Origin of the sequence: Flavobacterium sp. MR2016-29 (genome assembly GCF_015350695.1) — a bacterium.
Lineage (GTDB): Bacteria > Bacteroidota > Bacteroidia > Flavobacteriales > Flavobacteriaceae > Flavobacterium.
On the sequence record NZ_JADKPU010000004.1, the window covers coordinates 201306 to 228160 of the forward strand.

Consider the following 26855-nt stretch of genomic DNA (forward strand, 5'->3'; position numbering starts at 1 on the left):
ATCATTTATATAATTGCGCTTCTAATTGAGGGAATTTATTAATTTTCACATTGAGCAAATTACTTGCTTGGGTTGGCTCTATAAATCCACTCTTAAAAGCATCCAATACTGTATGAGTAAATAATCTACTATTTCTATTTACTTGTAATAAAAAATAGTTTGGTCCTCCTGTAGCATTTTTTTGCCTTAATTTCTTTTCTTCTTCTTTTTTTAAAAATAATCTATAGGATGAATCTGCTTCTTCTTTCAATTTTTTATATTCTGTATTATTAATAATTTTAAGATTCAATGCCCTAACTATTAATGCAAACGAACTAACCCCTATTTTTTTTGCTGTTTTTAATAAAGTCACAGAATTATCAAATGTACTATAATCTAAACTACTCATTAAATCTTTCGGCATTAGAGCATTTGCTGCAACTTCATTACAAAATAATTCAATAGGATGAAATTTATCTTTGTCTTCTATTGAAGGCTCTATATCATTAGAAATCCCTGTCTCTGCAATCCATATATGAGCTAATTCATGAACTAATGTAAATAACTGTGGGGCATCCCAGTCATCGGAATTAATAAATACAAATGGAGCATATAAATCAGATATAGCAAATCCTTGTAATTCTTCACTATCTAGTTTCAAATGTGAATGTATAAAACTGGTCCTGGAAACAAATATACTTTCTCGTTCAGATTTATTAATCCATTCTCTAATAGGATTATCAGTAGTATAATTAAATGGCGAAATTCCTAATGTTTTAAGAATATCGTTAGCAACATCAATAGGATTATCATTTATGGTAAACTTTCCAACAAATGGCAATATACTCTCTCCATTCTCTTTATAAACTTCACTAATCCAATTTTGTTTTTGTTGAATTTCGCGAATTATAAAAGTCGACCCCGTACCTAATTCAAGAGAACCATTTTTTCTATAATCTTGCAATGGAGTAAAATCTCTTGGAATCTTAGGGAGAAAAAACAACGCAAACGGTCTTTTATAAAGATGGGCTAACTTTTGTGCTTGACTTATGGTAGGATACAAATTACCATTTTCAAATGCATCTAACTGCTCAACGGTAATAGGAATTTTACGTGCAGCAATATCAATCGTCATCTTAGCAGATTCTCTTGCCCACTTTAATATATTTGGAGTTATGTACGCTAAATCTGCCACTCTTTTAATTATTAATGAAATATACAATAATGTTTTCAATAAAAACATTTACCTAAGCATTTATGTTTTATATATCAAATTAGCAAACTGATGGTCACGACATATTCTTATATGTCATACTTTTTAAAGCGTTCTAAAACTGTGGTCATCTTCCGCTTCAGAATTAAAACTGCCATTAAATTTATACTCACCCTGATGCGCACCAGTATGATTATGAAACTCAAACATTCCGTGTGCATGATCTAAGGAAATATATTGCAGTGAACCATCTTTCGAAATGATACTAAAAATATTTCTCAGGGAGTGGCATTCTGACTGCTCTTTTTTGGATAGTTCTACTTCGTATTTATAAAAGTTAATTTTTGCAATTTTTCCACCAATTTCAATAGTATAGGCTCCTATTTGACTTCCTTTATGCCTCATAACTTCATCATGAAATGCTTGTCCAATATTATTTTCATATTTATCTATTAATGCAGATTCCTTGCCATGTTTAATTATTTCCTGACGTAAAAGTTCATCAGATTCTTTTTTATTAGGCAAAAAAAGGTCTTCGACATCATCCCATTTAATTAAGTTTTGGTTATTTGACAACCATTCACATTTCCATTCAAGCCAAGTATTTGCACAACAAACAAATGGAATATAATCATTTTGGTTTTGTTCAATTCCCGTATAGCCAATGTTAAATTTTTCATATAAATTAAAAAACTCTTCATAAGAATTAACTATAGAGATCATATTTGGAACAGCGAAAAAAAGTGATTGAAATAATGAGTGAGCAGTATTTGATATCCCTTGTAAATTTGGATTAATATTTATTTCTGACCAACTCTTATAAAACAAATCAGAAAAGACATTACCATAAGAGAACTGTATTGTAAAAATATCTTCTGTTGCATATAAATTATCCTTCTCTAATTTTACTAAATTCATAGCTTTACAAAAATTAATAAATCTCTGATCTCTATCTGAAATTGATACTGTGCTTAGTTCTAAAGTTTCATTAATAAAAAATAAATTTCCCATATTATCTTTTAGAAAGTTTTAAAATTTCAAGTAGATCTTGTCTAGTCTGATCAAAAAAATCAATGGGAAAATCATCTAAATCTCCATTATTTAAAACATTAATCTCCTTTACTATTTCCTTTGAGAAAAAATTAAAAAGAATATTTTTTACATCAAAACCTTTGGTTGAAATTGCCGCTCTTCTAATTCCATTAATAACATGTTCGCTATGAGTCTCTATTACAACTTGAAGTCCAGAATTTGATAATTGAGCTAGAAAATAACCAATATTTGACTGGCCTTTTGGATGTAAGTGCGCTTCCGGGTTTTCAACTATAAATAGAGAATTTTCTTTAGCTATTAATCCATTGACAACTATTGGTAAAACATACGATATTCCAAAGCCAACATTTGTTGGACTACTTTTTGAATAAGTTGTATGCGCTTTTTTTAATTTACCTTCTAATTCCGCAATATCTATGTAGAAATCAGGAATAATATAGGACATCCAAGCCCTAACTTGACTAATCAATTTGGGGTCTTGTATATTAGAATAACCTCTCTTTTCAAAATTAACAATTTGATTCTCTTTATTCTGAGCCAAAACCTGTATTGCATATTCTCCTTGATACCCCACATTTTCAAACTCTTGTTGTTCTACATCATATGTAAGTCTAGGTCCAAGTCTTTCTGCATTCAAATAATAAAATTCTTCTTGTAAATCCTGAAAACTATTTTTGTTTATCCAACTTTCATGAAGCTCTAAATTATATGAATCTAGCTTATTATCTTCAGCAATTAATGGAAAAAACATCTCACTTTTAGATTGATGATTGTAAAGAGAAAATGATATAATATTAGAATCAACATCTCTACTTAGTACTTCCAATGTATTGCCTAAATTTAAAAGGTACTTACCATTTAATGGTATTTCTATTTTTTTATTTTTTTTAAATGCTTCAGCTAGTTGACTAAATTGTATTAATTTTTCAATCGTAATTTTAGAAAGTAACAATGCTTGTATTACTGAGGATTTACCCACAGAATTTGTTCCAGCGAGGACTGTTAAATTTCTAAAATTTATAGCATTATCTTTTAAGCACTTAAAATTTTTTATATGAATTTTATCTACCATACTATATTATTTTGTAATAATAAATTTCTACCAATTGTAATAGCATCCTTAAGATTATTCTTATCACTCGTTCCTGTAGTTAGTATAGTATAATACTTTCCTTTTTGATCTAATTCTTCGGCTAAGATTTTAGAAAATTCTCCAAAACCAAAACTTTGCTTGATTTTTTCATATTCATTATCAAAATTTATCATACTCCAGGTAACAAATAATGCTTTATTGATAAATTGTTTTCTTGCTCCTGTTATTAAATGCTCTGTTAGGCATTTTCTAAAACAAAATTCGCCAAAAAGATGATAATTAATTTTTAAAGAATTGATAAATTCTAACTTATATCTTTCAAGCTCTAATTCACTAAAGTCATTAATCAAATCCATTGTACTATCTAAAAATGAATTCATGTCGCCTCCATAGACAAGTCTACCTTCTCTTTCTGCTCTGAATCCAGTAAATCTTAATACTAATTCTTGCGCATCCATTCGATTATCATTAACACTCTCTCCTGTTGCTTTTAAAAATTCCTCAGAAAGTACGGACGCCTTTAAAAACTTTCTGACTTCCTTCGTTGCTATACAATTTCTAACCTCCTGTTTATTGAGTGGTCTTCCTCCTGTATTAAGTCTTTTAAATATATCGTATTTTACCTTTTGAGGTGAAGCATGCTCAATAACATTTACAATCAATTGAGCGTTTTCTAATCTTCTAGTATATTTTCGATCTAAATATTTTCTTTTAGGTTTAAATTCGGAATCATCTTCTGGCTTCATATAATATCTATTATTACAATCTTCACCTAAATGCTCTAGCTTTTTTAAGTAAAATTCATTATTAAGATATTGCTTAATCGTCGATAATCTCTGTAGACCATCAACTACATTGTAGTTACCCGATTTAGTTTCAGCAAAGTAAAAAACCGGTATTGGTATGCCAAGTAATATTGATTCTATTAACGCTGATTTTCGTGTATTATCCCAAACAAGATTTCTTTGAAAATCTGGATTCAAATCAATATCACCATCTTTTGAAATCATCATTCTATTAACTTCAAAAACTGAAAACCCCTCTCTTCTAACTTTAATATCATCTGGATTATATGGCTCAATTAAATTTTCATTAGATAAATTTTCATCAGTAGGTTCAAATCCTACCGCCATATCTTCTTTATAATCTATAAAAGAATCCAAAATTCTTTCATACACAATAATCTTAGGAGTAGAAATACCAATTGACATACTTAAAGTAGTTTCTTCAAGTGTTCCATCAATTTCATCAATTGTTATAAATTCGTCTGGTATTAAACAATCAGCTATCCAAGTTTTAAGATTTTCATTTTTAAAAAATTTAACCTCTTGTTCTTGACCATCAATTTCAACGTAAATATTTAACATAGCTTTTCTTTATTTATTTCGATAATAGTAATTATATTGTTATCCAATCTTAAACAAAAAAGGCTAACATGCTAAATTTAAAAGTTTAAATATAGTATATTTTGATATTCAAGCATGTATCAACTAATGGAAAATATTATATTCTTAATCACCAAAAGTAACTAGAGTTACACGAAGAACTCTCTTTTTCCAAGAGATCATTAAATTTTTCTATTTAAATTATTTAAAAAAGAACTTTAAACTATTAAAGAAATCAACTTAAATAAAAAATTAATTTGTAAAAAAATTAATAAGTTACCAACATCCAAAAAGGCAACTAAACTGGTAACTAAAAAAGAAAAGCCTCAAAATCAAAAGATTATGAGGCTTTTTGTGAACGCAGAAGGATTCGAACCTTCGACCGCCTGCTTAGAAGGCAGGTGCTCTATCCAGCTGAGCTATGCGTCCATTTATTTTAAAACTTATGGCAAAGTTTTTGTCGGGGTGGCAGGATTCGAACCTGCGGCCTCCTGCTCCCAAAGCAGGCGCGATAACCGGGCTACGCTACACCCCGAAGGCAAATTTTTAAGCGGAGAGACAGGGACTCGAACCCTGGCGACGGTTACCCGTCGACAGATTAGCAATCTGCTCCATTACCGCTCTGGCACCTCTCCAAGCTCAAGGAAACATGTCCTATTTTGCGGTTGCAAATGTAACACAACATTATATTACTCACAACTATTTCTCCGCTTTTTTTTATCTTTTTTCAATCTTTTTTTTAAAACAGTTCACAATCAAACGAATAGAATTAACAAAAAATTCATACTAAATTAAAAATTCAATCGAATAGATGCAAAATTTGAATTTATTCAAATAAAGAGTAAATTTGCTTGATTAACTAATATTAACAGAAAATGAACAAAAGAGTTGTTATCGTTTCTGCCGTTAGAACACCTATCGGAAGTTTCATGGGAGGGTTATCTACCGTACCCGCACCAAAATTAGGTGCTGCCGCTATAAAAGGCGCACTTCAAAAAATTAACCTAGACCCAAAATTAGTTGATGAAGTTTTTATGGGCAATGTAGTTCAGGCCGGAGTTGGTCAGGCACCTGCACGTCAAGCGGCACTTTTTGCTGGTTTGTCTGAAGAGGTTGCTGCTACAACCGTAAACAAAGTTTGTGCTTCTGGAATGAAAGCTGTTATGTTTGGCGCTCAGGCAATCGCTTGTGGCGATGCCGAAATTGTAGTAGCCGGAGGAATGGAAAACATGAGCTTGATTCCACATTACGTACAAATGCGTAACGGAACTAAATTTGGTCCAGCAACTATGCTTGACGGAATGCAAAAAGATGGTTTGACAGATGCTTACGATAACAACGCAATGGGAGTTTGCGCTGATTTATGTGCAACTGAATACAACATCAGCCGTGAAGAACAAGATAATTTTGCGATTCAATCTTACGAAAGAAGTGCAAAAGCTTGGGATGCCGGGAAATTCGACAACGAAATTGTTCCTGTTGAAGTACCGCAAAGACGCGGTGAACCAATCATCGTTTCTAGAGATGAAGAATACACTAACGTAAAACTAGATAAAATTCCTTCTTTAAGTGCCGTTTTCACTAAAGACGGAACAGTTACTGCTGCAAATGCTTCTACCATTAATGATGGAGCTGCAGCTATAGTTTTAATGTCTGAAGAAAAAGCAATTGCATTGGGATTAAAGCCCCTAGCCTACATAAAAGGTTATGCTGATGCTGCTCAAGAGCCAAAATGGTTTACAACAAGTCCTGCAAAAGCATTGCCAAAAGCACTAAATAAGGCTGGAATTGCAATTGATGATGTGGATTATTTCGAATTTAATGAAGCTTTCGCTGTTGTTGGATTAGCCAATTCAAAAATCCTTGGTCTTAATAATGATAAAGTAAATGTAAACGGCGGAGCAGTTTCATTAGGACATCCTCTTGGATGTTCTGGAGCTAGAATTATCGTAACTTTACTAAATGTTCTAGAACAAAATAATGCTAAAACTGGTGCTGCTGCAATTTGTAATGGCGGTGGCGGTGCTTCGGCAATTGTTATTGAAAGAGCCTAAATAATAATACATTAGATTAGGAGTTATGATAAAGTAACTCCTAATTTTAAACCTATAAATTACCCTAAATGTTCGGAATTTGCAATCTAGCCATAGTACCCGTTCGATCTGAACCAAGCGACAGAAGTGAAATCGTTACACAGCTTTTGTTTGGCGAGCACATCCAAATCTTAGAACGCCAAAATCAATGGGCAAAAATAAAAATTCATTTTGATGATTATGAAGGCTGGGTAGATCCTAAGCAATATCAGGTAATTTCTGAAGCAAATTACAATCAGTTAAGCAATGAAGCAATTATTTTAAACGCTGATTTGATTGATTATATCACCGCGCCAGAAAACTTATTACTTCCAATTCCGCTTGGAGCTTCTTTATCATTCTTAAACAATACTGAAATCAACACTTCAAACTTTGATTTTGAAGGAACAAAAACCAGTGGCGTAAAACCAAAAAGCGCACTTATAAATACTGCCTTTATGTATTTGAACGCACCTTATCTTTGGGGCGGAAAAACACCATTCGGAATCGATTGTTCTGGTTTTACACAAATGGTTTACAAATTAAACGGCTATAAAATTCACCGTGACGCCTCACAGCAAGCGCTTGACGGCGAACCTTTAAGTTTTATTGAAGAAAGTGAAGCCGGAGATTTAGCCTTTTTTGATAATGACGAAGGAAACATCATTCACGTCGGTATTATTATGGAGAATAATTACATCATTCACGCAAGTGGAAAAGTCCGCATTGACCGTCTTGACCATTTAGGAATTTATAATCCGGAACTAAACAAACACACCCATAAATTACGCGTAATTAAAAAGATCATTTAATTTTTCAGCCCAGATTTCAAGATTCAAATAATTAAAATTTATCCAACATCGGCAAAAAAATAAAATCCGTGTAAACCAGTCTAAATCCGTGTCATCCGTGTGCCAATATATCACGCACTAATTCGAATCGTCTTTCTAAATTCCGAAGGACTATTCCCTCTTTGCTTCTTAAAGAACTTATTAAAATGGCTTTCATCCGTAAAACCAAATTCATAAGCGATTTCATTAATACGCTTATCACTGAATTGCAAACGATGTTCAATCAGTTTCGTTTTATAATTACTAATATATTGTTGCATCGTTTCATCGGCATGTTTCTTAAAATAACGCCCTAAATACGTATTTGAAATTCCGAAATACTCACTTATAGATTCGGCCTTGATTCTTTCAGGATAATAAATATTAGTCTGAATATATTGCAGGATATCCATCGCTTTTGCTTCTGTGCCAACATTTACCTGTTCCGGTAAATACTTCGCAATATTTCTCGCCACAATAATAATTAAAGTATTCACCAATTGCTGAATCAATTCTTTATTGTACACATCTTTATCCTGATGTTCACGACAAATTGCTTCAATCATCACTTTTACCAAACATTTATCGGCATCATTTTTCAAAATACAGCCTGGCTGATGATTGGCATTTTGTAGAATATACTCTAAACGCTGAATATTCTCATTCTGCAGACTCGAATTCTTCAAATAAATATCATTAAACCTCAAAAAGAAAAACTTCGTTTCCGTTTCAATTGTAAAATTATGACAATCCTCAGGCGTCAATAAAAACATATGTCCGGCATCATATTCAAAAATATTTTTATTGATACACTGCCTTCCTGTTCCGCTTAAAATGTAAACCAATTCAAAAAAATTATGACGATCACCCACATCCGGATATTCGTCTAAAGTCTCGAAAGAAACTGTAAAAGGCTCATATAAGTTCTCTTTTTTCATATCAATAATAATTTTGAAGTTGCAAATTTACATAAAAAACACAAATATATACCATTTAACACTCTTAAAAATGGTATAATTTTGCCAAGTGAAATTTAAGATTTAAAATACAACATTATGGAATATAGAAAATTAGGCAACTCAGAACTTGAATTATCAACCATAACTTACGGTGCATTTGCTATTGGCGGCAACATGTGGGGCGGAAACGAAAAAAAAGATTCAATCGATTCCATCCACGCCTCAATCGATCACGGCGTAACCACAATCGACACCGCCCCTTTTTACGGATTCGGATTAAGTGAAGAAATGATTGGCGAAGCGATCAAAAGCCAGGACCGTTCTAAAATTCAGTTACTTACAAAATTCGGTTTGGTTTGGGACGGAAGTAATAACGGAAAAGGAGATTTCTTTTTTGATGCTGATGACAACGGAAAAAAAATTCCCGTTTACAAATATTCTTCAAAAAGCAATGTTATAAAAGAAATCGAAGACAGCTTAAAACGACTTCAAACCGATTATATCGACCTGTTACAAATTCACTGGCCAGATTCTACAACACCAATTTCTGAAACGATGGAGGCGGTAGAAACCTTAATCCAGCAAGGAAAAATCAGAGCATTTGGAGTAAGCAATTATAATATTTCTCAAATTCAGGAAGCACAAAAAACAGTTCAAATAGCTTCAAATCAAGTAGCTTACAGTATGCTGAACCGTAAAATCGAAACCGATTTAATTCCATTTACAATCGCAGAAAACATCGGAATTATTGCTTATAGTCCAATGGAAAGAGGTTTATTAACCGGAAAATATTTCACCGACAGTAAATTAAAAGAAAACGATCACAGAAACGGTTATTTCGGTCAGTTTGATCTTCAAAAAGTAAAAACGTTGGTCGAAGAATTAAGTTCACTGGCAAACTCAAAACACATTTCAATTTCGCAATTGGTTTTACGCTGGACAACCTTACAAAAAGGAATCGCAATTGTTTTAGCCGGAGCAAGAAACGCAGAACAAGCCATTTCAAACGCAAAAGCAATGGATTTTGATTTATCACTTTCAGAACTGGATTTCATCAATCAGGCCATTTCGAAATTACAATAAATAATCAAAAACAATCTCAAAATTTAAATAATTAGAATTTGGGTGTGCCCCTCCGGGTCGGGCTTTCGGCTATATCTTTTGTTCCGTTTCACTTCACAAAAGGATACCGCCTCTATCCCTCACACTTAAGATTTCATAAGAAAACAAGAAAATGAAAAAAATATTTATCATCAACGGCAGTCAAAACTTCGCACATTCAGGCGGGAAATTCAATGAAACCGTTACCGATTGGACAATCGAATACCTAAAAAGTAAAAACTACGAAATAAAAGCAACCGACATTAAGCAAGAAATCAACCTTGATGAAGAAGTAGAGAAATTCGTTTGGGCAGATGTTATCGTATATCACACACCAGTTTGGTGGTTTCAATTACCAAACCTTTTCAAAAAATACATCGACGACGTTTTCACCGCCGGACACAACAAAGGAATTTACAAAAGCGACGGAAGAACCAGAACCAATCCCGACATTAATTACGGAACTGGCGGACTTTTACACGGACGCAAATACATGTTAACCACCAGCTGGAACGCTCCTGCAACTGCTTTTACACTTCCGGGAGAATTCTTCGAAGAAACATCTGTTGATGACGGAGCAATGTTTGGTTTCCATAAAATGAATAAATTTACAGGTATGGAAAAACTAAACGGTTTCCATTTCCACGACGTTGAAAAAGGTGCAACCGCAGAAAACATCAGCATCTTTAAAGAAAATTATACCAATCATTTAGAACAAATTTTTAAAAATTTATAATCATGATTTCAATTACAGCTATTTTTAAAAGCAAAACCGAAAGTACAGAACAACTACAAAGCATGTTAAATCATTTGGTTACCGAAACCAGAAAAGAAGCTGCCTGCGTACGTTACGATCTTCACGCATCTGAAAATGTGTTTATTATTTGGGAAGAATGGAAAGATCAGCCAGGACTTGACATTCACAATAACCAGCCTTATTTACTGGATTTTATTTCAAAAAGCGAAAGTTTGGTTTCGTCACCTATTCAGGTTTATAAAACGCTGCAAATTTTATAAAACACAATAAGTCTCCTGCAAGGTTTCCAAATCCTTGCAGGTGTCTTATATGCATAAAAGAAGACCCACAAGGTTCTGAAAACCTTGCAGGACAAAAAATGTACAAGAATTACTTAATTCCGCCAAAAGCACCAAAACACATATTCTTATGCAAAATTTCAACGCTTTTAAAACCAACTTTCTTCATTAAATCCAATTGGTAATTCATTGATCTTGGCGTATCTTCTTTTTCAACGTAATCCAATACTTTCTGACGATATTCAGCACCTCCAATACCTTCTAAATAATCACCATAGCGTTGCCAGGTATATTCATTTAATAACGCTGTGTCTTGCGTAATCAAGTCTGAAATCATAAAACAACCGCCGGGTTTCAATAACTTAAATATTTTAGTAAAAGTCGTTTCCCAATCTTCATCATCTCTTAAATGATGCAAAACCGCTCCGGCTAAAATAATATCAAACTCATTTTCCGGTAAGTTTATGTCACGAATATCGCCCTGCTTCACTTCTACTTTACCGTTTGTTGCTGCCGAAACTCTTTCAAACGCACGATCCAGCATTGGCAAACTTAAATCGACCAAAGTGCAATTCAAATTTGGCACTTTAGATAACATTTTTATAGTGTAATTTCCGGCACCACAGCCAATATCCAATACATTTTTAGCAATCGGAACAATTCTTTTTGAAGCTTCAGTAATTAATTCTAAAGAAATTGTCGCGTCGATTGTGGCCACTTGACCCGTTTCTAAATTTGAAAATCGTTCGACATCATTGTCAAACCTTTCTCTAATCTCTTCAATAGTTGATTTTTTCATGTTTTTTGTTTTAGATTTCTCTCGCAGATTTTGCAGATACAGCAGATTATTATTTTATAAATAATTTAATCATAAGATCTCTATTCCTAAAAGAAAAAAAGATCTGCAGAATCTGCAGAATCTGCGAGAGAAATATTTTATTTTCCAAAACTATCACTTTGATATATACTTCAAAAATACTTATTTTGTCAATTATCAATACTTAATAGGTATTTATGGAATTACGTCATCTTAAATATTTTTTGGCTGTAGCCGAAGAACTGAACTTCACCAAAGCTTCAGAAAAGCTATTTATTTCTCAGCCACCGTTAAGTCGACAGATTATGGAGCTGGAAGACGAACTTCAGGCAAAACTATTCATCCGAAATAATAAAAAGGTTGAATTGACCGAAGCCGGAAAATATTTCGAAAAAGAAGTAAAAGCGCTTTTTAAGAATTTGGAATGCATTTCCATTCAAACAAAAAAGATCGCCGAAAATGTTTCGGGCGAATTTAGAATCGCATATATCAGTTCAATTTATTCAGCCGTCATTTCTGAATTGATCCAACATTTAAAAATACAATTTCCCTACGTGAATTTCAAGCTTTTTGAAGTTTCTACAACCAAACAAATTGATGCTTTAGAACAAGGAAAAATTGAACTGGGAATTATTCGCTCACCCATAAAATCTCCCAAAATAAAAGCACATTTATGGTTTAAAGATGGATTTTCTCTGGTTTACCATCAAAAAAGTATTCAAATAAAATCAGATACAGAAATTTTAAATCTAAAAGATGAAACTTTTGTGTTTTTCAACAAAGATTACGCACCGCATTATCACGAAGTTTTATTAGAACTTTGTTCTTTTTATGGCTTTACGCCAAAGATTATTCACGAAGCCAACAATATCAATTCGATTGTGCAATTGGTAAAAAACGGATTAGGAATTTCGATTGTTCCATCCAATATTGCCAAAAACAATCAGGATTCTGAAATAGGTTTTATCGAACTAAAAAAAGTAAATCTTTTTACTGATGTTTCTCTGATTACTTCAAAAGAAGATGATTCTGAAATTACTCAAGCTGCGGTTGATTTTTTGTTGAAGAAAAGTGGGTCGAATTAAGTGTGTTTTGAAATTAATCGCGCAGAGTCACAAAGGCGCAGATTTTTTCATAGCTATTTGTCATCCTGACGAAGGAAGGATCACACAAGAAATGCAGTAAACAGAATCTTCAATGTTTGTCGAGTTTCGTGTGTGATCCTTCCTTCGTCAGGATGGACATCAACTGGAAAAAATTATTTTTAAATTAAGGAAATCCGTAAAAAGTAAACTTTAAAAGCATTTAAATTGCACACTGTAAAAAAGAATTAGTGCAAATTAGTGCCATTGGTGGAAAACAAAAATCGTTACAATTTATCACACAAATCGCAATAAGAAAAAGAGAACTTTTAAATACCTTAGCAAATTATAATTCTACTCAAAAAATCAATAAAATGGCAGAGCAATCTTCAATTCAGTGCCCAAATTGCGGAACAACTATCGATGTAAATGATATTTTAAAACATCAGTTAGAAGATAGCATACGCAAAGAATTTCAGCAAAAAGCAACTATTCAAAATAAAGAATTAGAACTTAAGAACGAGCAATTCGAGAAAGCCAAAGCCGAATTTGAAGCTAAAAAGAAACAAGAAAACGAACTTTTTGCCGAGCGACTGGAAAGAGAAAGAAAAATAGCCGAAAAAGAAATTTCTGAAAGGCTTAAAATTAAACTCGACGAAGAAAATAAAGACCGTTTACTTTTAATGGAAAAAGAACTTTCTGAAAAATCAGATAAAATCAGGGAGTTAAATAAAATGCAGGGTGAAATTGCCAAGTTACAGCGTGAAAAACTGGAAATGAAAGATGCAATTGAAGCCGAAGCACAAAAACAGCTAAATGCTACTTTGGTTTTGGAACGTGATAAAATCCGTAAACAGGAAGAAGAAAAAAACGAGCTAAAAATTAAAGAATACCAAAAGCAATCTGATGATCAGAAAAAGCTAATTGAAGAAATGAAACGCAAGCAGGAACAAGGTTCTATGCAATTGCAAGGCGAAGTAATGGAATTGGCTATTGAAGAATGGCTGGCAAATAATTTTCCGCTAGATAGTATCGACGAAGTCAAAAAAGGTGCAAATGGCGCTGATTGTCTTCAAATTGTGAACACTCGCGAACTGCAAAATTGCGGTTCTATTTATTACGAAAGCAAAAGAACAAAAGCTTTTCAGCCCACATGGATTGAAAAATTCAAAAATGATATCAGAACGAAAAGAGCTAATATTGGAGTTTTAGTTACCGAAGTTATGCCTTCCGGAATGGACCGAATGGGCATGCGCGACGGAATCTGGATTTGTACTTATGAAGAATTTAAAGGTTTGAGCGCTGTTTTGCGTCAATCCTTGATTCAGGTAAGTCAGGCAGTTCAGGCGCAGGAAAATAAAGGTGATAAAATGTCGATGTTATACGATTTCTTAACCAGCAATGAATTCCTCTTGCAAATTGAGGGAATTGTTGAAGGTTTTACGCAAATGCAGAATGATTTAGAGTCTGAAAAAAGAGCCATGCAGAGAATCTGGAAACAGCGAGAGAAACAAATCGAAAAAGTAGTTCACAATACCTTAGGGATGTACGGTTCGATTCGTGGAATTGCCGGAAATGCTGTGCAGACTGTTCGAGCTTTAGAATTGGATTTTATTGAAGATGATAATGAAGATCCTAAGGAATTATTGGAATAACAATATATGGGACACGGATTAAACGGATTCGCTAACGCGAAAACACGGATGGGCACGGATTTTTTTTTAAAGTTACCAAAGAACAATTTATTTTGTGGCAACGAATTTCAATTCGTTAAAAGTTGAAAATCAAACACAATATTGTCATTTCGATCCCGAGGCGTCGGGATTGAAATGACTGAGTCGTCCTAAAATAGATTGACGATTTTTACAATATTAATTAAAACCAGTGAAGTTATTTTCACTGGTTTTTTCATATACAAAATTAGGTGTTTTCATTTTTAAACTTAAATGTGGTCTTTTGGTGTTATAGCATTCTATTGATTCTTTAATGAATCGTTTAAGATCAATTCCTGATTTACATTTATATATTAAGAATTCACATTTCAATATTCCATTTATTTGCTCAGCTAAAGCATTTTGATAGCAGTCGTAACCATCTGTCATTGAAGGCATGATATTATTTTTACTTAGTTCCTGCTGATAAATACTTGAGCAATATTGCAAGCCTCTGTCTGAATGATGTATCAAAGGGTGATTGGTTTTTCTGTTTTTGATAGCCATTCTCAAAGCTTTAACTACATTTTCAGCACCCATATCATCACTTAATTTATACCCAACAATTTTTCTGCTAAAAACATCTGTGACCAAAGAGAGATAATGAGTTCTTTCATATGATTTAATATAAGTAATATCACTAACAAATACTTGTTCGGGCCTATAAACAACAAGGTCTTTTAGTAAATTTGGATGCTTGCGCAGCCAATGTTTTGAAAATGTTGTTTTGGTATAATTTTTTACTGGTTTCACAAGCATCTGCTCCCTTTTTAAATAATCAAAAAGCCTGTCTCTTCCTATTTTTATTCCATTGTCCAATAAGGGCTGCTTGAGTAAAAAATATAATTTTCTTGTGCCTATACGCGGCATGATTTTTCTTTGATTTTCAACCAATTGTTTTACTTTAAGCAATTCTTTTTCTTGCTCTAAGCAACGTGCTTCCTGCTGATAAATAGCTTGCCGGCTTATCCCAAACAATCTACAAGTTTTTGACATGCTTATGCCTTGTCCTTGTTGGATGCGTCGGATGGTTTGGGAGAATACTTTTTTCTTATCTGGGTTCCATGCTGACTGTCTGAAATATCAATCATAGTGTTAAGAACCAGATTTCTAAGCTTTTCATCTGCTAACTCTTTTTCCAGGCGTTTGATGGTTTGTGCGGGTGTTTCCTTAGACTTAGACATAAACAACAAATTAGGTTTACTCCAGTCTAAGGTACCAAATTTTCTTAACCATACCAAAACAGTGCTTCTTCCTTGAATACCATACTTCTTTTGGGCCTGCTTATAGGTTAATTCGCCTTTTTCTACTTGAGAAATTACAGCTAATTTAAAGCCATGATTATAATCTCTTTGACTTCGTCTTTCTGGTTTATTTTCAGGTAAATTCATAATAAGTCAATTTTTTGTCAACTTATTCTAGGACGAGACAGACAAAAGAAAAAAGGCTTCGATTAATTTCGAAGCCTTTTTTCTTTTTCAGTTTTCTTTTTGAATTAACCTTTTTTGAAAGACATTGTCAAACCAAACTGATTAGATAAGTAAAGCTTGTTATTTTCAACAGAATAACCTGAATTGGTTCTTAACAACTGTACAAATTCACCTTCTTTCTTCGCATCACATTTTTTGGTTTCTAAGGAAAGACTCGTAAACTGAACTTGTCCCTCACCTTTCGAAAGTAAATTCCCTTTTATCGCATTACATCCTGTAAATCCCGAAAAAGTTGAAGCATTCATCGTAATTTTTGGAAGCGTTGAAAAATCTTTTTCAGTAACAATTTTACCGTTTAGATTCTCTAAAACCCAAGTTTGCTGTAATTTCTTTTCAATTGACTTTTCAGTAGTTGAAGCTGTTGAATTCACTTCTTTAGAAGATTTACAGCTGTAAGTCAACGAAACAGCAATAAATAGCATTAAAATCCTTTTCATGCAAAATAAATATAAGTTTTATTTTACAAAAGTATTATACCACTACACTAACCTATAGCTGCTATAAGTTATTTTTAGACTATTCTAAGACATTTATAATCATAAGATTAATCTACTTTTCTAAAAACCAAAAGCTTACCTGAAGGATTTGAAAGTGTTAATCTGTTATCTCCAATAGTATAGGTTGTCGTACTTTGAAGCGCTTTCGTAAATTGACTTTCCTTATTTCCCTGCGGGCAGGCCATCAAAGTCGAAATTCCATTTGTAAATCTCAACAGATCTTTTTCATAAAATATAGTTCCCGTGATAGCATTACATCCGCCGTAACCCATAAATTTATTTTCAGTTGAATTAATTTCAATTCTTGGCAGTTCTCTTTGAAAATCAGTCACAAAAACTTTAAATCCATTTAATTCTTCCAAAACCCAGATATCATGAAGTCGATAATCGGTATTGTACTTCCCGCATCCTTCAAGCTTTTTTGATTCCATCTCTATATTATTTTTAATATCGACTGTAACTTTGTACGGAGAAATAGCACCAGACATCGAATTTTGACATTCTAACTGTTGTATTGAAATTGTTGCCGTGGCTGTTTCATTGCTTAATTTATACATCTTTACATTCGCATCCATTGATTTTATAGCTTCAACAGCAGGAAAAATAAGCTTTTCCTTTCCTGTAATCAGCGAAGTAAAAATTATATTATCATTTCCCATTTTTAGTCCCCAAAAAGGTTCATTTCCAGTAGCTGTAAAAAAATATTTCATTTCATCTTCTTGAGTTCCGTATTCAGAAGAAGTAGTTTGTTTTATATCCGAAGTTTTGCCGGCTGTAGATTTGCAGCCTATTAGTAAAGAAAGTAAAAGCACTAGCGAAAGTATATTTTTCATAACTTTTTTATTTAAAATGTCTTTTTGTTTTTAATAAAACACGAGTAAAATTCTTATGAATTTACGACATTTTTTTGAATTTATTATTTAGAATGCTTTCAAATTTAGAATAATTTTCAAGATAGCAAATCTCCCTCAAATCCGGATTACGTAGAGATTTACGCTAAAATACGTAATTATGAAAAATGCAAAATAATTAAAAATTGAAAATAATACGTATTTAAATAAGTATAAATACTTATATTCGCATAATAATACATAATTAAAGAAATCATGATTAAAGTAATAGTAGTTGGAAACGGGATGGTTGGTTATAAATTTTGCGAAAAATTCATTTCAAAATCAGGACAAGAAAAGTATCAGATTACGGTTTTTGGTGAAGAACCAAGACGTGCTTACGATCGTGTTCACTTAAGTGAATACTTTGGAGGTAAGACCGCTGACGATTTATGTTTATCAACTAGCGAATGGTACGAAGAAAACAATATTACTTTAAACACTTCTGAATTAATTACAGACATTAACCGAAAAGAAAAAACGATACATACACATCTTGAAAAAACGCATACGTACGATTACTTAGTTTTAGCAACAGGTTCATCTGCATTTGTTCCTCCAATTGACGGAGTAGAAAAAGAAGGTGTTTTTGTTTACAGAACAATCGAAGATCTGGATGCAATTATGGCTTACGCCAAAAAAATAAAACAAAAAGGCGCAACAGAAGCTGCCGTTTTAGGAGGCGGTTTATTAGGTCTTGAAGCAGCAAAAGCCGTTAGGGATTTAGGACTGAATCCGCATGTGGTGGAATTTGCTCCGAGATTAATGCCGAGACAATTAGACAAAGGAGCAAGCGATATGCTGCAATCCAAAATTGAGGAATTAAATATAAGAATTCATCTTAACAAAGCCACACAATATATTGACGGAGCAGCATGCATAACAGGAATGATGTTTGCCGAGGACGAATTGTTAAAAGTTGATATGCTGGTTATATCTGCCGGAATCAAACCTCGCGACGAACTTGCAAGAGTTTCAGGACTTGAAGTGGGTTTACGAGGCGGCGTTGTGGTAAACAATCAGATGCAGACATCAGATCCTTCCATTTATGCTATTGGCGAAGTAGCGCTTTACAATCAAAATATTTACGGACTTGTTGCTCCGGGTTACGAAATGGCCGATGTTGCTGCCGAGCAAATCTTAAAGGGTTCTAAAACCATGCGAGAAACCATTGATATGTCGACTCAATTAAAATTAATTGGTGTTGAAGTAGCGAGTTTTGGTGATCCTTTTGTCGAAAACGAAAATGTAACGGCAATTATTTATGAAAACAAATTAAGCGGCATTTACAAAAGAATCAACGTTACTAAAGATTCTAAAACCTTACTAGGCGGAATTTTAGTGGGAGATGCCAGTGATTATAATTCGCTTTTTCAGATTTACAGCAATGCGATGGCCTTACCTAAAAATCCTGAAGATTTGATTTTAGGTTCACGCGATGGTGCTGAAGGTTCAAGTTTAGGAAGTGTAATGGACTTACCAGATACAGCTGTAATTTGTTCTTGCGAAAATGTTACTAAAGGCACTATTTGCTGTAAAATTTTAGACGAAAGCTGTTCTAGTTTCTCTGATGTTGTAAAACATACAAAAGCAACTTCTGGCTGTGGAGGCTGTAAGCCAATGGTTTCAGATTTGGTAAAAGCAACACAAAAATCTTTAGGAAAAGAAGTAAAAGAAGTAATCTGTGAGCATTTCAATTATAATCGCCAGGAACTATTCGATTTCGTTAAAATCAACAAATATGAAAATTTTTATGAGGTTTTGGATCATCACGGAAAAGGCGATGGCTGTGAAGTTTGCAAACCTGTTGTTGCTTCTATTTTCTCCAGTATATATAACGATACGGCAAACAAACACGTTACCACTCAGGATACAAACGACAGATTTTTAGCGAATATTCAACGAAACGGAACTTATTCTGTTGTTCCAAGAGTTGCAGGAGGAGAAATTACGGCCGAGAAATTAATCGTAATTGGCGAAGTGGCTAAACAATTCGATTTATATACTAAAATTACCGGAGCGCAAAGAGTTGATTTATTCGGAGCACATTTGAGTGATCTTCCAAAAATATGGAAAATCTTAATTGACAATGGTTTCGAAAGCGGTCATGCCTACGGAAAATCGCTTCGTGCCGTAAAAAGCTGTGTCGGGAATGCATGGTGTCGCTACGGAATGGACGACAGCGCCGGATTTGCCATCGAACTGGAAAACAGATACAAAGGAATTCGTTCTCCACACAAATTAAAAGGTGGTGTTTCGGCCTGCATTCGCGAATGCGCAGAAGCCCGCGGAAAAGATTTTGGATTAATTGCCGTTGAAGGAGGCTGGAATTTATACATCGCCGGAAATGGCGGAGCCAACCCAAAACATGCTGTTTTATTAGCAGAAAAAATTGATAAAGAAACTGTTATCAAATATATGGACAGATTTTTAATGTATTATATAAGAACTGCCGGTCCGCTTATTCGAACATCAACCTGGCTAGAAAAACTAGATGGTGGCTTAGAATATCTAAAAGAAGTTATTATCGAAGACCGTTTAGGAATCTGTGAAACCTTAGAAGCCGAAATGCAGACTTTGGTTAACACTTTTGAATGCGAATGGAAACAAGTTCTGGAAAAACCAAGATTACTGAAACGTTTCAATCATTTCATAAACTCAGACGAAAAAGATGATAATGCTGTTTTTGTTCCGTTAAGAGATCAAAAAGCACCAAAAGCTTGGTCATAAAAAGCTAATTGGAATTGATCCCAAAGACGCTAAGTCGCAAAGTTTTATTGTAAGAAATTTTAAAAAAAACTTTGCGTCTTAGCGAATTTGCGAAATTAAAAAGACAAAGAAGAGAAAGAAAAACTTTGCGCCTTAGCGCCTTAGTGGCAAATAAAAAATTATTAAAAATGGAAGAAATCTTAAATCAATACGAAACAGTACATCCTAATGATGCTACAATTTGGTTCAAAGCAGGTAAAGTTGAAGATTTTCCAACCAATCGCGGCGGCTGTATCAAATACAAAAACAAACAAATTGCTATTTTTAACTTCACACGACGTAATGAATGGTATGCTTGCCAAAATGCCTGTCCGCACAAAATGGAAATGGTATTATCAAGAGGAATGACTGGATCTGCAGATGATATTCCGAAAATTGCTTGTCCTATGCATAAAAAAACATTTTCACTTATTGATGGATCTAACTTAAACGGAGATGATTTTAAAATTGCAACCTATCCGATTAAAGTTGTGGAGAATGAAGTATTTGTTGGATTTGTTGATTAGACTTTTAAGAGCCAAGAAGCAAGATTTGAAGAACTTTTATCATCTTGCTTCTTGCTTCTTTCATCTCACTTTTAACTACTCACTTTTCACATTTCACATATTTACTAATTCCCTATCTTTGAAATCTATTATCAAACCAAAAAATGACTACACCTTTTCAAAAAGCAAGCGAATGGATTGATGCTGAAAATGCACAAGATCCAAATATCGAAATCGATCAAAATAATGAATTCCCTAAAGAATTATTATATTCAAACCGGATGTATGGGAGGTTGATGCAATTTGATCCAGAAGCTTCAGAAGAAATCCAGATTGCTTCAAAAGCACAGCACATCTGCAGATGGAAAGTCGCTCGCGAATCGTATCCGATGGATCGCGTTGGTTATTTGAGATGGAGAGAAGAATTAAAAAAATTTCACGCTAAAAAGACTGCCGAAATCCTAGAAAAAGCAGGTTACGATCAGACTTTTATTGATCGCGTTTCTTTTTTAATTGAGAAAAAATTACTTAAAAAAGATCACGAAACTCAATTGCTAGAAGATGTGATCTGTCTTGTTTTTCTTGAGTACTATTTAGATCCTTTTGTACACAAACACGACGAGGAAAAACTAAAAAACATCATCAAAAAAACTTGGGACAAAATGTCTGAGAAAGGACATCAGGAAGCCTTAAAAATCAATTATTCTGCAGAAAATTTAAGCCTAATTAAAGCTTCTCTAGGATTGTAATTGAATTATATGAAAAACAGCAATCAGGAAGAAGATAAAATTACTTTCAAAAATTTACGTCGTCTGTATTTTTTTGCACTTTTGACTATTGCTGTAACTATCATTTTAAGTCAGGTTTTAGTGCAATACAATCTGAATCAGCAATTAAGCGATTCTAAAATCATTAATTTTTCTGGAAAACAAAGGATGCTGAGCCAGAAAATCGTGAAAGAAGTCCTGATTCTGCATTATGTTTCTGATTCGGCTACAGCCAAAAAAAAATCGCATTTAAAAAAGGTTTTATCCAATTGGAAAGACAACCATGATGCACTTGAGAATGGAAGTGACAGTTTGGGTTTTCCACATCAAAAAAGTGAAATTCTAAATCAATTATATCTTGAAATAGAACCTAGTTTTAATAGAATTTATACTGCTTCAAATATTTTAATTTCAAATTTAAACGACAAAAACAAGCAAGTTGAAAATCAAAAACTGGTACAGATTATTTTAGAAAACGAAGGCATTTTCCTTTCGAAAATGAATCAGATTGTAACGCAGTATGATCTCGAGGCGCACGAAAAGGTAACACAACAACGCAAAATAGAATATTGGATTTTTGGTTTTACTTTATTTGTTTTGCTTTTAGAATTTTTCTTCATTTTCAAGCCTACAAATAAAAAAATAGAAAAATTAATTACAAGGCTTTTATCTTCAGAAAAGAAAGCGTTAAAATTGGCTTATGACACGGAAATTATCAGTGAAATCAAAGAAAATTCAGTTAAAGAATTAAAATCTCTGAATTATGCAATGGAGAACACTTTACTCTATTGCCGAATTGCGCCGGATGGATCCATTATTCATATTGGAGAAAAATTCGCCAAACTTCTAAACTACACCAAGTTTTCATCGAACAAAAAATTCTCTGAAGTTTTAACAACCGATGAAAAAGAACAATTAAATATTGACCGAATCATTTTTGAAAAGCACAGAAGTGGCTGGCAAGGCGAAATTAAAATAATAAACAAAGAAAACCAGACGATTTGGCTTGACTTATCAATGGTTCCAGTAACAATTAAAAAAGAAGAATCTGAGCTTTTAATTATCTGTTTCAACATTACGGAACGCAAAAAAGCACAACGAGAAGTCGAACGCTTAAATATTGAAAACAGTACCGAAAAGATAAATCAGCAAAAAATTATTTCGAGTAAAATTGTTGAAAATCAAGAAAATGAACAAAACAGAATTGCTAAAGAAATTCATGACGGAATTGGGCAAATGCTGACCGGTTTAAAATTTAGTTTAGAAAGCATAAATCTGGATGACAAAGAAAAATCATCCCAAAAAATTGAATATTTAAAGAAGCTGTCACTTGATATTATTAAAGGCGTTCGTACCGCAACTTTTAACTTAATGCCTCCAGAATTAAGCGATCACGGAATCGTTTCTTCCTTAGCAAAATTAACACAAGAACTTTCAAAACTAACCGGAAAAGAAATTCTGTTTTACAACAAAACCGATTTTAAGCAACGTTTAGATTCATTAATCGAAATCAATATTTATCGTCTCACTCAGGAAGCAATCAACAATGCTATAAAATATGCCGAATCCTCTCATATTATTGTACAGCTTTCGCACAGTGAAACTTTATTAAGCATCATCGTAGACGACAATGGAAAAGGTTTCGACATAATTGAAGTGGACAAAAAACGCAACAGCGAATCCGGAATGGGATTATTGTTTATGAAAGAAAGAATTCAATACATAAACGGACGCGTTTTCTTCAAATCGATTCCCGGCGAAGGCACGAGGATTACTTTTAATATTCCTATATAAAGTTCCAATTTTTAAATTCCAAATTCCAAACTTTTTCAAAATGCAAATCAGATAATTGCAATTTGTAATCTTAAACTTTATAATTTTTTAATTTACTTTTAATGTTCAGCTAATCTTTGGAATTTGGAATTTTTAAAAATTGGAATCTAATTTTTAAAAATTACGTATCTTAGCCCAATATTTATAGATGAATATACGTAAAAATTTAGAATCAAAATTAAGTAAGTCATGAGTAATACTATTCGAGTTGTTCTAGCAGATGATCATGTATTTGTGAGAGATGGCATAAAATCTTTACTTGAAAACGAAGCAAACATTGAGGTAGCAGGCGAAGCAATTGATGGCTCTGATGCTCTTGAAGTAGTTGCCACAACCAAACCTGATTTACTTATAGTAGATATTCGTATGCCAAACTTAACCGGTATTGAGGTAGTAGAAAAACTTAGAAGCGAAAATAATAACATAAAAATTATTATGCTTTCAATGCACGAATCTGAAGAATATGTATTAAAATCAATCAAAGCTGGAGCCGATGGTTATTTACTAAAAGGTTCAAGCAAAGAAGAATTTTTAAAAGCTTTGCATACTGTTGCTGCAGGCGGAAAATATTTCAGTGGCGACATCTCTTCTATTCTAATCAGCCAATTGACAAATTCATCTTCATCTTTAGAACCGAAACAAAATTTAGGAGATGAAATGATGATTACGAAAAGAGAAAAAGAAATTCTTCAGCTTTTATTGTCTGGAAAAGGAAACAAAGAAATCGCCGAAGCTCTTGAAATCAGCAAGAGAACTGCAGAAGTACATCGCTTTAATTTAATGAAAAAGCTAAAAGTAAAAAATCTGATGGAGCTTTCTAATAAAGCAACTGAATATTCACTTTTATAAAATTACGTATAAATACTTAATTATTTTTAAAAAACTGCGTTTTAGCAGTTTTTAACTACGTTATAGTACTTATTTTTACTCAAAAATATAAGTACTATGAAAAATACAAACGCACTCTCGCAGTCACACAAAATTTTATTTTTAAATACTTTGGCATTCACGGTGTGTTTTGCCTGTTGGACTTTAAATGGTGTATTAGTTACCTTTTTAATCGATAACGGTATTTTCCATTGGAGCGTTGTTCAAGTTGGCTGGTTACTCGGTATCCCAATTTTGACTGGTTCTATTATGCGTTTGCCAATAGGTATGTTGACAGATAAATTTGGAGGCAAATATGTCTTTTCTCTTTTGCTTCTCCTCTCTTCCGTTCCATTATTCTTACTTCCATTTGCTGACAGCTTTTTTATGTTTGCTTTATTGAGTTTCTTTTTTGGAATGGTAGGAACGAGTTTTGCTGTCGGAATTGGTTATACTTCAATTTGGTATCCAAAAGAATGGCAAGGGCGCGCGCTTGGAATTTTCGGAATGGGAAATGCCGGCGCTGCAATAACCACTTTTTTAGCGCCATCATTATTAAATCATTTTTCTACTAATGATCCGCAGAATGGCTGGAAAATCCTTCCCATAATATATGCTGTGGCTTTAGTCGTAATCGGAATTGCCTTTTTAATTTTTGCAACAAACAAAAAAATAGAAAACCATACAAAGTCTGTTTCTGAAATGCTTCAGTCTTTAAAATCAGCCAGAGTTTGGCGATTTGGGGCGTATTACTTTTTAGTTTTTGGATGTTTTGTCGCGTATTCACAATGGCTTCTGCCAAATTTCATGAATGTATATCAGACGAGTTTGGTTATGGGCGGTTTGTTTGCAACGCTTTTCAGTTTGCCATCTGGTGTAATCAGGGCTTTTGGAGGTTACTTATCAGATAAATTCGGAGCACGAAAAGTTATGTATTGGGTTTTGAGTTCATCTGTCATTTTAAGTGCCCTGTTAATGGTTCCGAAAATGGAAATCACAACAACCGGACCTGGCGTTTTGGCCACTAAAAAAGGAACTGTAACTTCTGTTGCGAAAGATAATATTAAAATTGGGGAAACAGCCTTTGCAATCGCTCAGAAAAAAGAAAATGAATCTGAAAATGCTATTTTTCCAACCAGCACTTCATGGCAGCAAGTGGTCGTGCAGCAAAACCAAACCGTAAAGAAAAAAGAACTTTTGGCTAAAGGAATCACCGTAATTAAATTTGACGCCAATATGTGGGTTTTCTTAGTCTTAGTAATTTTAATTGGTATTTCGTGGGGAATTGGGAAAGCAGCAGTTTACAAACATATTCCAGAATATTTCCCGACAGAAGTTGGCGTTGTTGGCGGCATGGTCGGAATGATTGGCGGTTTGGGCGGTTTCTTCGGACCAATTATTTTTGGGTATTTATTAACTGCAACCGGAATTTGGTCCAGCTCATGGATTTTTATTTTAGTTTTCTCTGTCATTTGTTTGATTTGGATGCATTACACAATCACAAAAATAATGAATGAAAAACAGCCTATATTATCAAAAGTTATTGACAGACAATAGTTTGAATAACCTGTTGCTAAAATTTTAAAATAATAACTTCCATATTTAGTAAAGGCTTATTTTTCTTATAAATTTACGCCATCAAAAAATTACCAGTTTTATGAAAAAAATAAAAATAATTCTCCTGATAGTTCTCGGAATCAATGCTTCAATTGAAGCTCAGGAATTAGATGTAAATTTACAGATAAGGCCTCGTTTTGAATACCGAAATGGTTATAAAACATTGTTGCCGGAAGGACAAGAAGGCACTTCGCAAATCTCACAACGTTCTCGTTTAAATTTCAATTACAAACAAGACGAGTTAACTGTAAAATTAACTTTTCAAAATACGAGAACTTGGGGCGATGTTGCTCCAAATACTGTTGCCGATAAAAATGGAGTTGCCGTTTTTGAAGCTTGGGCACAATATAATTTTACCGAAAAATGGAGTGCAAAAATTGGCCGTCAAGTCCTTTCATACGATAATCAGCGTATTTTGGGAGAGCAAGATTGGGGACAACAAGCGCAAAGCCATGATGCGTTAACGGTTTCTTTCCGTCAAGAAAAACAGCAGTTAGATTTTGGAGGAGCTTATAATTCGACTGCTGAAAATGTTTTGCAAACGCCATATACAGTTGCCAATTACAAAGCTTTGCAATATGCTTGGTACCACACTCAATTTAGTGATTTAGGGTTGAGTTTTTTAGTGCTTAACACAGGTTATGAATACGCAAATGCTGATGCTAAATTATTGGTCGATTACAAACAAACTTTTGGCCCATATCTCGCTTATAAAACCAGTAAAATCGACAGTAATTTTTGGGCATACGGACAAACAGGAAAAAGTACAAATTTGCAAGTAAGCGCGTGGAACGCCGGTGCCAATTTTGGCTATCAAATAACAGCATCATTTAAAGCTGGTTTAGGATATGAATTCCTTTCCGGAAAAAATACAAACGACGGAAGTTCTGTAATTAAATCGTTCAACCCAATTTTTGGCACCAATCACGGTTTTAATGGTTATATGGATTATTTTTATGTTGGAAATCACCTGAACAATGTTGGTTTGCAAGATGCATTTATCAAATTAAATTACAATGCCAATAAATGGCAGTTTGCTTTAATTCCGCATGCATTCTTAGCTGCTGCAGATGTAGTTACGCCACTAAATGAAAAATTAGATTCGTATTTAGGAACAGAGATAGACGCAACTTTTGCTTATAATTTCAAAAAAGACATTACTGTTTCAGGCGGTTATTCTCAAATGTTTGGTTCTCACACTTTAGAATTCATCAAAAATGGAGACGCCGGTCATACAAACAATTGGGCTTGGTTAATGATTTCTGTAAATCCCAAAATTTTTAGCTGGAAAAAATAGTTTTTATTCAAA

At 33.4% G+C, this 26855-nt stretch carries 23 protein-coding genes and 3 tRNA genes; 14 read left to right on the forward strand and 12 right to left on the reverse strand.

From position 1 onward, the window contains the following. Position 1: 1 nt before the first annotated feature. The 7 genes from IR010_RS11585 to IR010_RS11615 all read right to left on the reverse strand — a co-directional run bounded on the left by IR010_RS11585 (position 2) and on the right by IR010_RS11615 (position 5358). Positions 2-1174: an ImmA/IrrE family metallo-endopeptidase gene (locus IR010_RS11585; protein WP_194603952.1), complete on the reverse strand. Its 1173-nt coding sequence runs from the start codon at positions 1172-1174 to the stop codon at positions 2-4. Between the two features lie 123 nt (positions 1175-1297). Further along, a complete protein-coding gene (locus IR010_RS11590) occupies positions 1298-2203 on the reverse strand; it encodes a hypothetical protein (protein ID WP_194603955.1) in 906 nt (301 codons plus the stop codon). Position 2204: 1 nt separating this feature from the next. After that, positions 2205-3317 carry an AAA family ATPase gene (locus tag IR010_RS11595; RefSeq protein ID WP_194603958.1) on the reverse strand — a complete coding sequence of 371 codons (1113 nt, stop codon included), beginning with the start codon at positions 3315-3317 and terminating at the stop codon, positions 2205-2207. Further along, positions 3311-4705 carry a DUF262 domain-containing protein gene (locus IR010_RS11600; protein WP_194603960.1) on the reverse strand — a complete coding sequence of 465 codons (1395 nt, stop codon included), beginning with the start codon at positions 4703-4705 and terminating at the stop codon, positions 3311-3313. The genes IR010_RS11595 and IR010_RS11600 overlap by 7 nt, the downstream gene beginning before the upstream one ends. A gap of 373 nt (positions 4706-5078) precedes the next feature. After that, positions 5079-5152 (reverse strand) — tRNA-Arg (locus tag IR010_RS11605). Positions 5153-5183: 31 nt separating this feature from the next. Beyond that, positions 5184-5258 (reverse strand) — tRNA-Pro (locus IR010_RS11610). Positions 5259-5274: 16 nt separating this feature from the next. Beyond that, positions 5275-5358 (reverse strand) — tRNA-Ser (locus tag IR010_RS11615). 240 nt (positions 5359-5598) lie between these two features. Between IR010_RS11615 and IR010_RS11620 the strand changes: the two genes are divergently transcribed. Next, positions 5599-6777: an acetyl-CoA C-acyltransferase gene (locus tag IR010_RS11620; RefSeq protein WP_194603963.1), complete on the forward strand. Its 1179-nt coding sequence runs from the start codon at positions 5599-5601 to the stop codon at positions 6775-6777. 68 nt (positions 6778-6845) lie between these two features. Continuing rightward, the gene (locus tag IR010_RS11625; RefSeq protein WP_194603966.1) at positions 6846-7607 is read left to right on the forward strand and encodes a C40 family peptidase; all 762 of its coding nucleotides are present in this window, start codon (positions 6846-6848) and stop codon (positions 7605-7607) included. A gap of 110 nt (positions 7608-7717) precedes the next feature. Here IR010_RS11625 and IR010_RS11630 read toward each other — a convergent pair whose 3' ends face one another. Further along, positions 7718-8563: an AraC family transcriptional regulator gene (locus IR010_RS11630; RefSeq protein WP_029273053.1), complete on the reverse strand. Its 846-nt coding sequence runs from the start codon at positions 8561-8563 to the stop codon at positions 7718-7720. Positions 8564-8680: 117 nt separating this feature from the next. On the opposite strand from IR010_RS11630, the gene IR010_RS11635 reads away from it, so the two are divergent. The 3 genes from IR010_RS11635 (at position 8681) to IR010_RS11645 (ending at position 10702) form a co-directional block, all read left to right on the forward strand. Next, on the forward strand, positions 8681-9667 hold the full coding sequence (locus IR010_RS11635; RefSeq protein WP_194603969.1) for an aldo/keto reductase: 987 nt from the start codon (positions 8681-8683) through the stop codon (positions 9665-9667). A gap of 151 nt (positions 9668-9818) precedes the next feature. After that, on the forward strand, positions 9819-10421 hold the full coding sequence (locus IR010_RS11640; RefSeq protein WP_194603972.1) for an NAD(P)H-dependent oxidoreductase: 603 nt from the start codon (positions 9819-9821) through the stop codon (positions 10419-10421). A gap of 2 nt (positions 10422-10423) precedes the next feature. Further along, a complete protein-coding gene (locus IR010_RS11645; RefSeq protein ID WP_194603975.1) occupies positions 10424-10702 on the forward strand; it encodes a putative quinol monooxygenase in 279 nt (92 codons plus the stop codon). Positions 10703-10811: 109 nt separating this feature from the next. Here IR010_RS11645 and IR010_RS11650 read toward each other — a convergent pair whose 3' ends face one another. After that, a complete protein-coding gene (locus IR010_RS11650) occupies positions 10812-11519 on the reverse strand; it encodes a class I SAM-dependent methyltransferase (protein ID WP_194603978.1) in 708 nt (235 codons plus the stop codon). A 215-nt stretch (positions 11520-11734) separates the two neighbouring features. On the opposite strand from IR010_RS11650, the gene IR010_RS11655 reads away from it, so the two are divergent. Both IR010_RS11655 and IR010_RS11660 read left to right on the forward strand, forming a co-directional pair. Further along, complete coding sequence (locus IR010_RS11655; RefSeq protein WP_194603981.1) at positions 11735-12622, forward strand: LysR family transcriptional regulator; 888 nt, start codon at positions 11735-11737, stop codon at positions 12620-12622. Positions 12623-12993: 371 nt separating this feature from the next. Beyond that, positions 12994-14274, forward strand: a complete 1281-nt coding sequence (locus tag IR010_RS11660; protein WP_194603983.1) for a DUF2130 domain-containing protein — start codon at positions 12994-12996, stop codon at positions 14272-14274. A 216-nt stretch (positions 14275-14490) separates the two neighbouring features. On the opposite strand, the gene IR010_RS11665 is transcribed toward IR010_RS11660, so the two are convergent. The 3 genes from IR010_RS11665 to IR010_RS11675 all read right to left on the reverse strand — a co-directional run bounded on the left by IR010_RS11665 (position 14491) and on the right by IR010_RS11675 (position 17151). After that, positions 14491-15722, reverse strand: a protein-coding gene (locus tag IR010_RS11665) for an IS3 family transposase (RefSeq protein WP_194603986.1) whose coding sequence is annotated in 2 segments (ribosomal slippage) — positions 14491-15362 and positions 15362-15722 — 1233 coding nt in all. Because the reading frame shifts where the segments join, the coding sequence is not laid out codon by codon here. 104 nt (positions 15723-15826) lie between these two features. Next, complete coding sequence (locus IR010_RS11670) at positions 15827-16258, reverse strand: META domain-containing protein (RefSeq protein WP_194569146.1); 432 nt, start codon at positions 16256-16258, stop codon at positions 15827-15829. 107 nt (positions 16259-16365) lie between these two features. Continuing rightward, positions 16366-17151 carry an META domain-containing protein gene (locus tag IR010_RS11675; protein ID WP_194603989.1) on the reverse strand — a complete coding sequence of 262 codons (786 nt, stop codon included), beginning with the start codon at positions 17149-17151 and terminating at the stop codon, positions 16366-16368. Positions 17152-17424: 273 nt separating this feature from the next. Between IR010_RS11675 and nirB the strand changes: the two genes are divergently transcribed. The 7 genes from nirB (at position 17425) to IR010_RS11710 (ending at position 26843) form a co-directional block, all read left to right on the forward strand. After that, entirely contained in the window at positions 17425-19938 is a 2514-nt protein-coding gene (nirB, locus tag IR010_RS11680) for a nitrite reductase large subunit NirB (RefSeq protein ID WP_194603992.1), read from the forward strand. Positions 19939-20105: 167 nt separating this feature from the next. Further along, entirely contained in the window at positions 20106-20483 is a 378-nt protein-coding gene (nirD, locus tag IR010_RS11685; protein ID WP_194569152.1) for a nitrite reductase small subunit NirD, read from the forward strand. A 143-nt stretch (positions 20484-20626) separates the two neighbouring features. Then, positions 20627-21211 carry a DUF4202 domain-containing protein gene (locus IR010_RS11690; RefSeq protein WP_194603995.1) on the forward strand — a complete coding sequence of 195 codons (585 nt, stop codon included), beginning with the start codon at positions 20627-20629 and terminating at the stop codon, positions 21209-21211. Between the two features lie 9 nt (positions 21212-21220). Next, a complete protein-coding gene (locus IR010_RS11695) occupies positions 21221-23023 on the forward strand; it encodes an ATP-binding protein (protein WP_194603998.1) in 1803 nt (600 codons plus the stop codon). 228 nt (positions 23024-23251) lie between these two features. After that, a complete protein-coding gene (locus IR010_RS11700) occupies positions 23252-23911 on the forward strand; it encodes a response regulator transcription factor (protein WP_194569158.1) in 660 nt (219 codons plus the stop codon). A 96-nt stretch (positions 23912-24007) separates the two neighbouring features. Next, complete coding sequence (locus IR010_RS11705; protein WP_194604001.1) at positions 24008-25486, forward strand: MFS transporter; 1479 nt, start codon at positions 24008-24010, stop codon at positions 25484-25486. 100 nt (positions 25487-25586) lie between these two features. After that, complete coding sequence (locus IR010_RS11710) at positions 25587-26843, forward strand: alginate export family protein (protein WP_194604004.1); 1257 nt, start codon at positions 25587-25589, stop codon at positions 26841-26843. Positions 26844-26855: the final 12 nt, after the last annotated feature.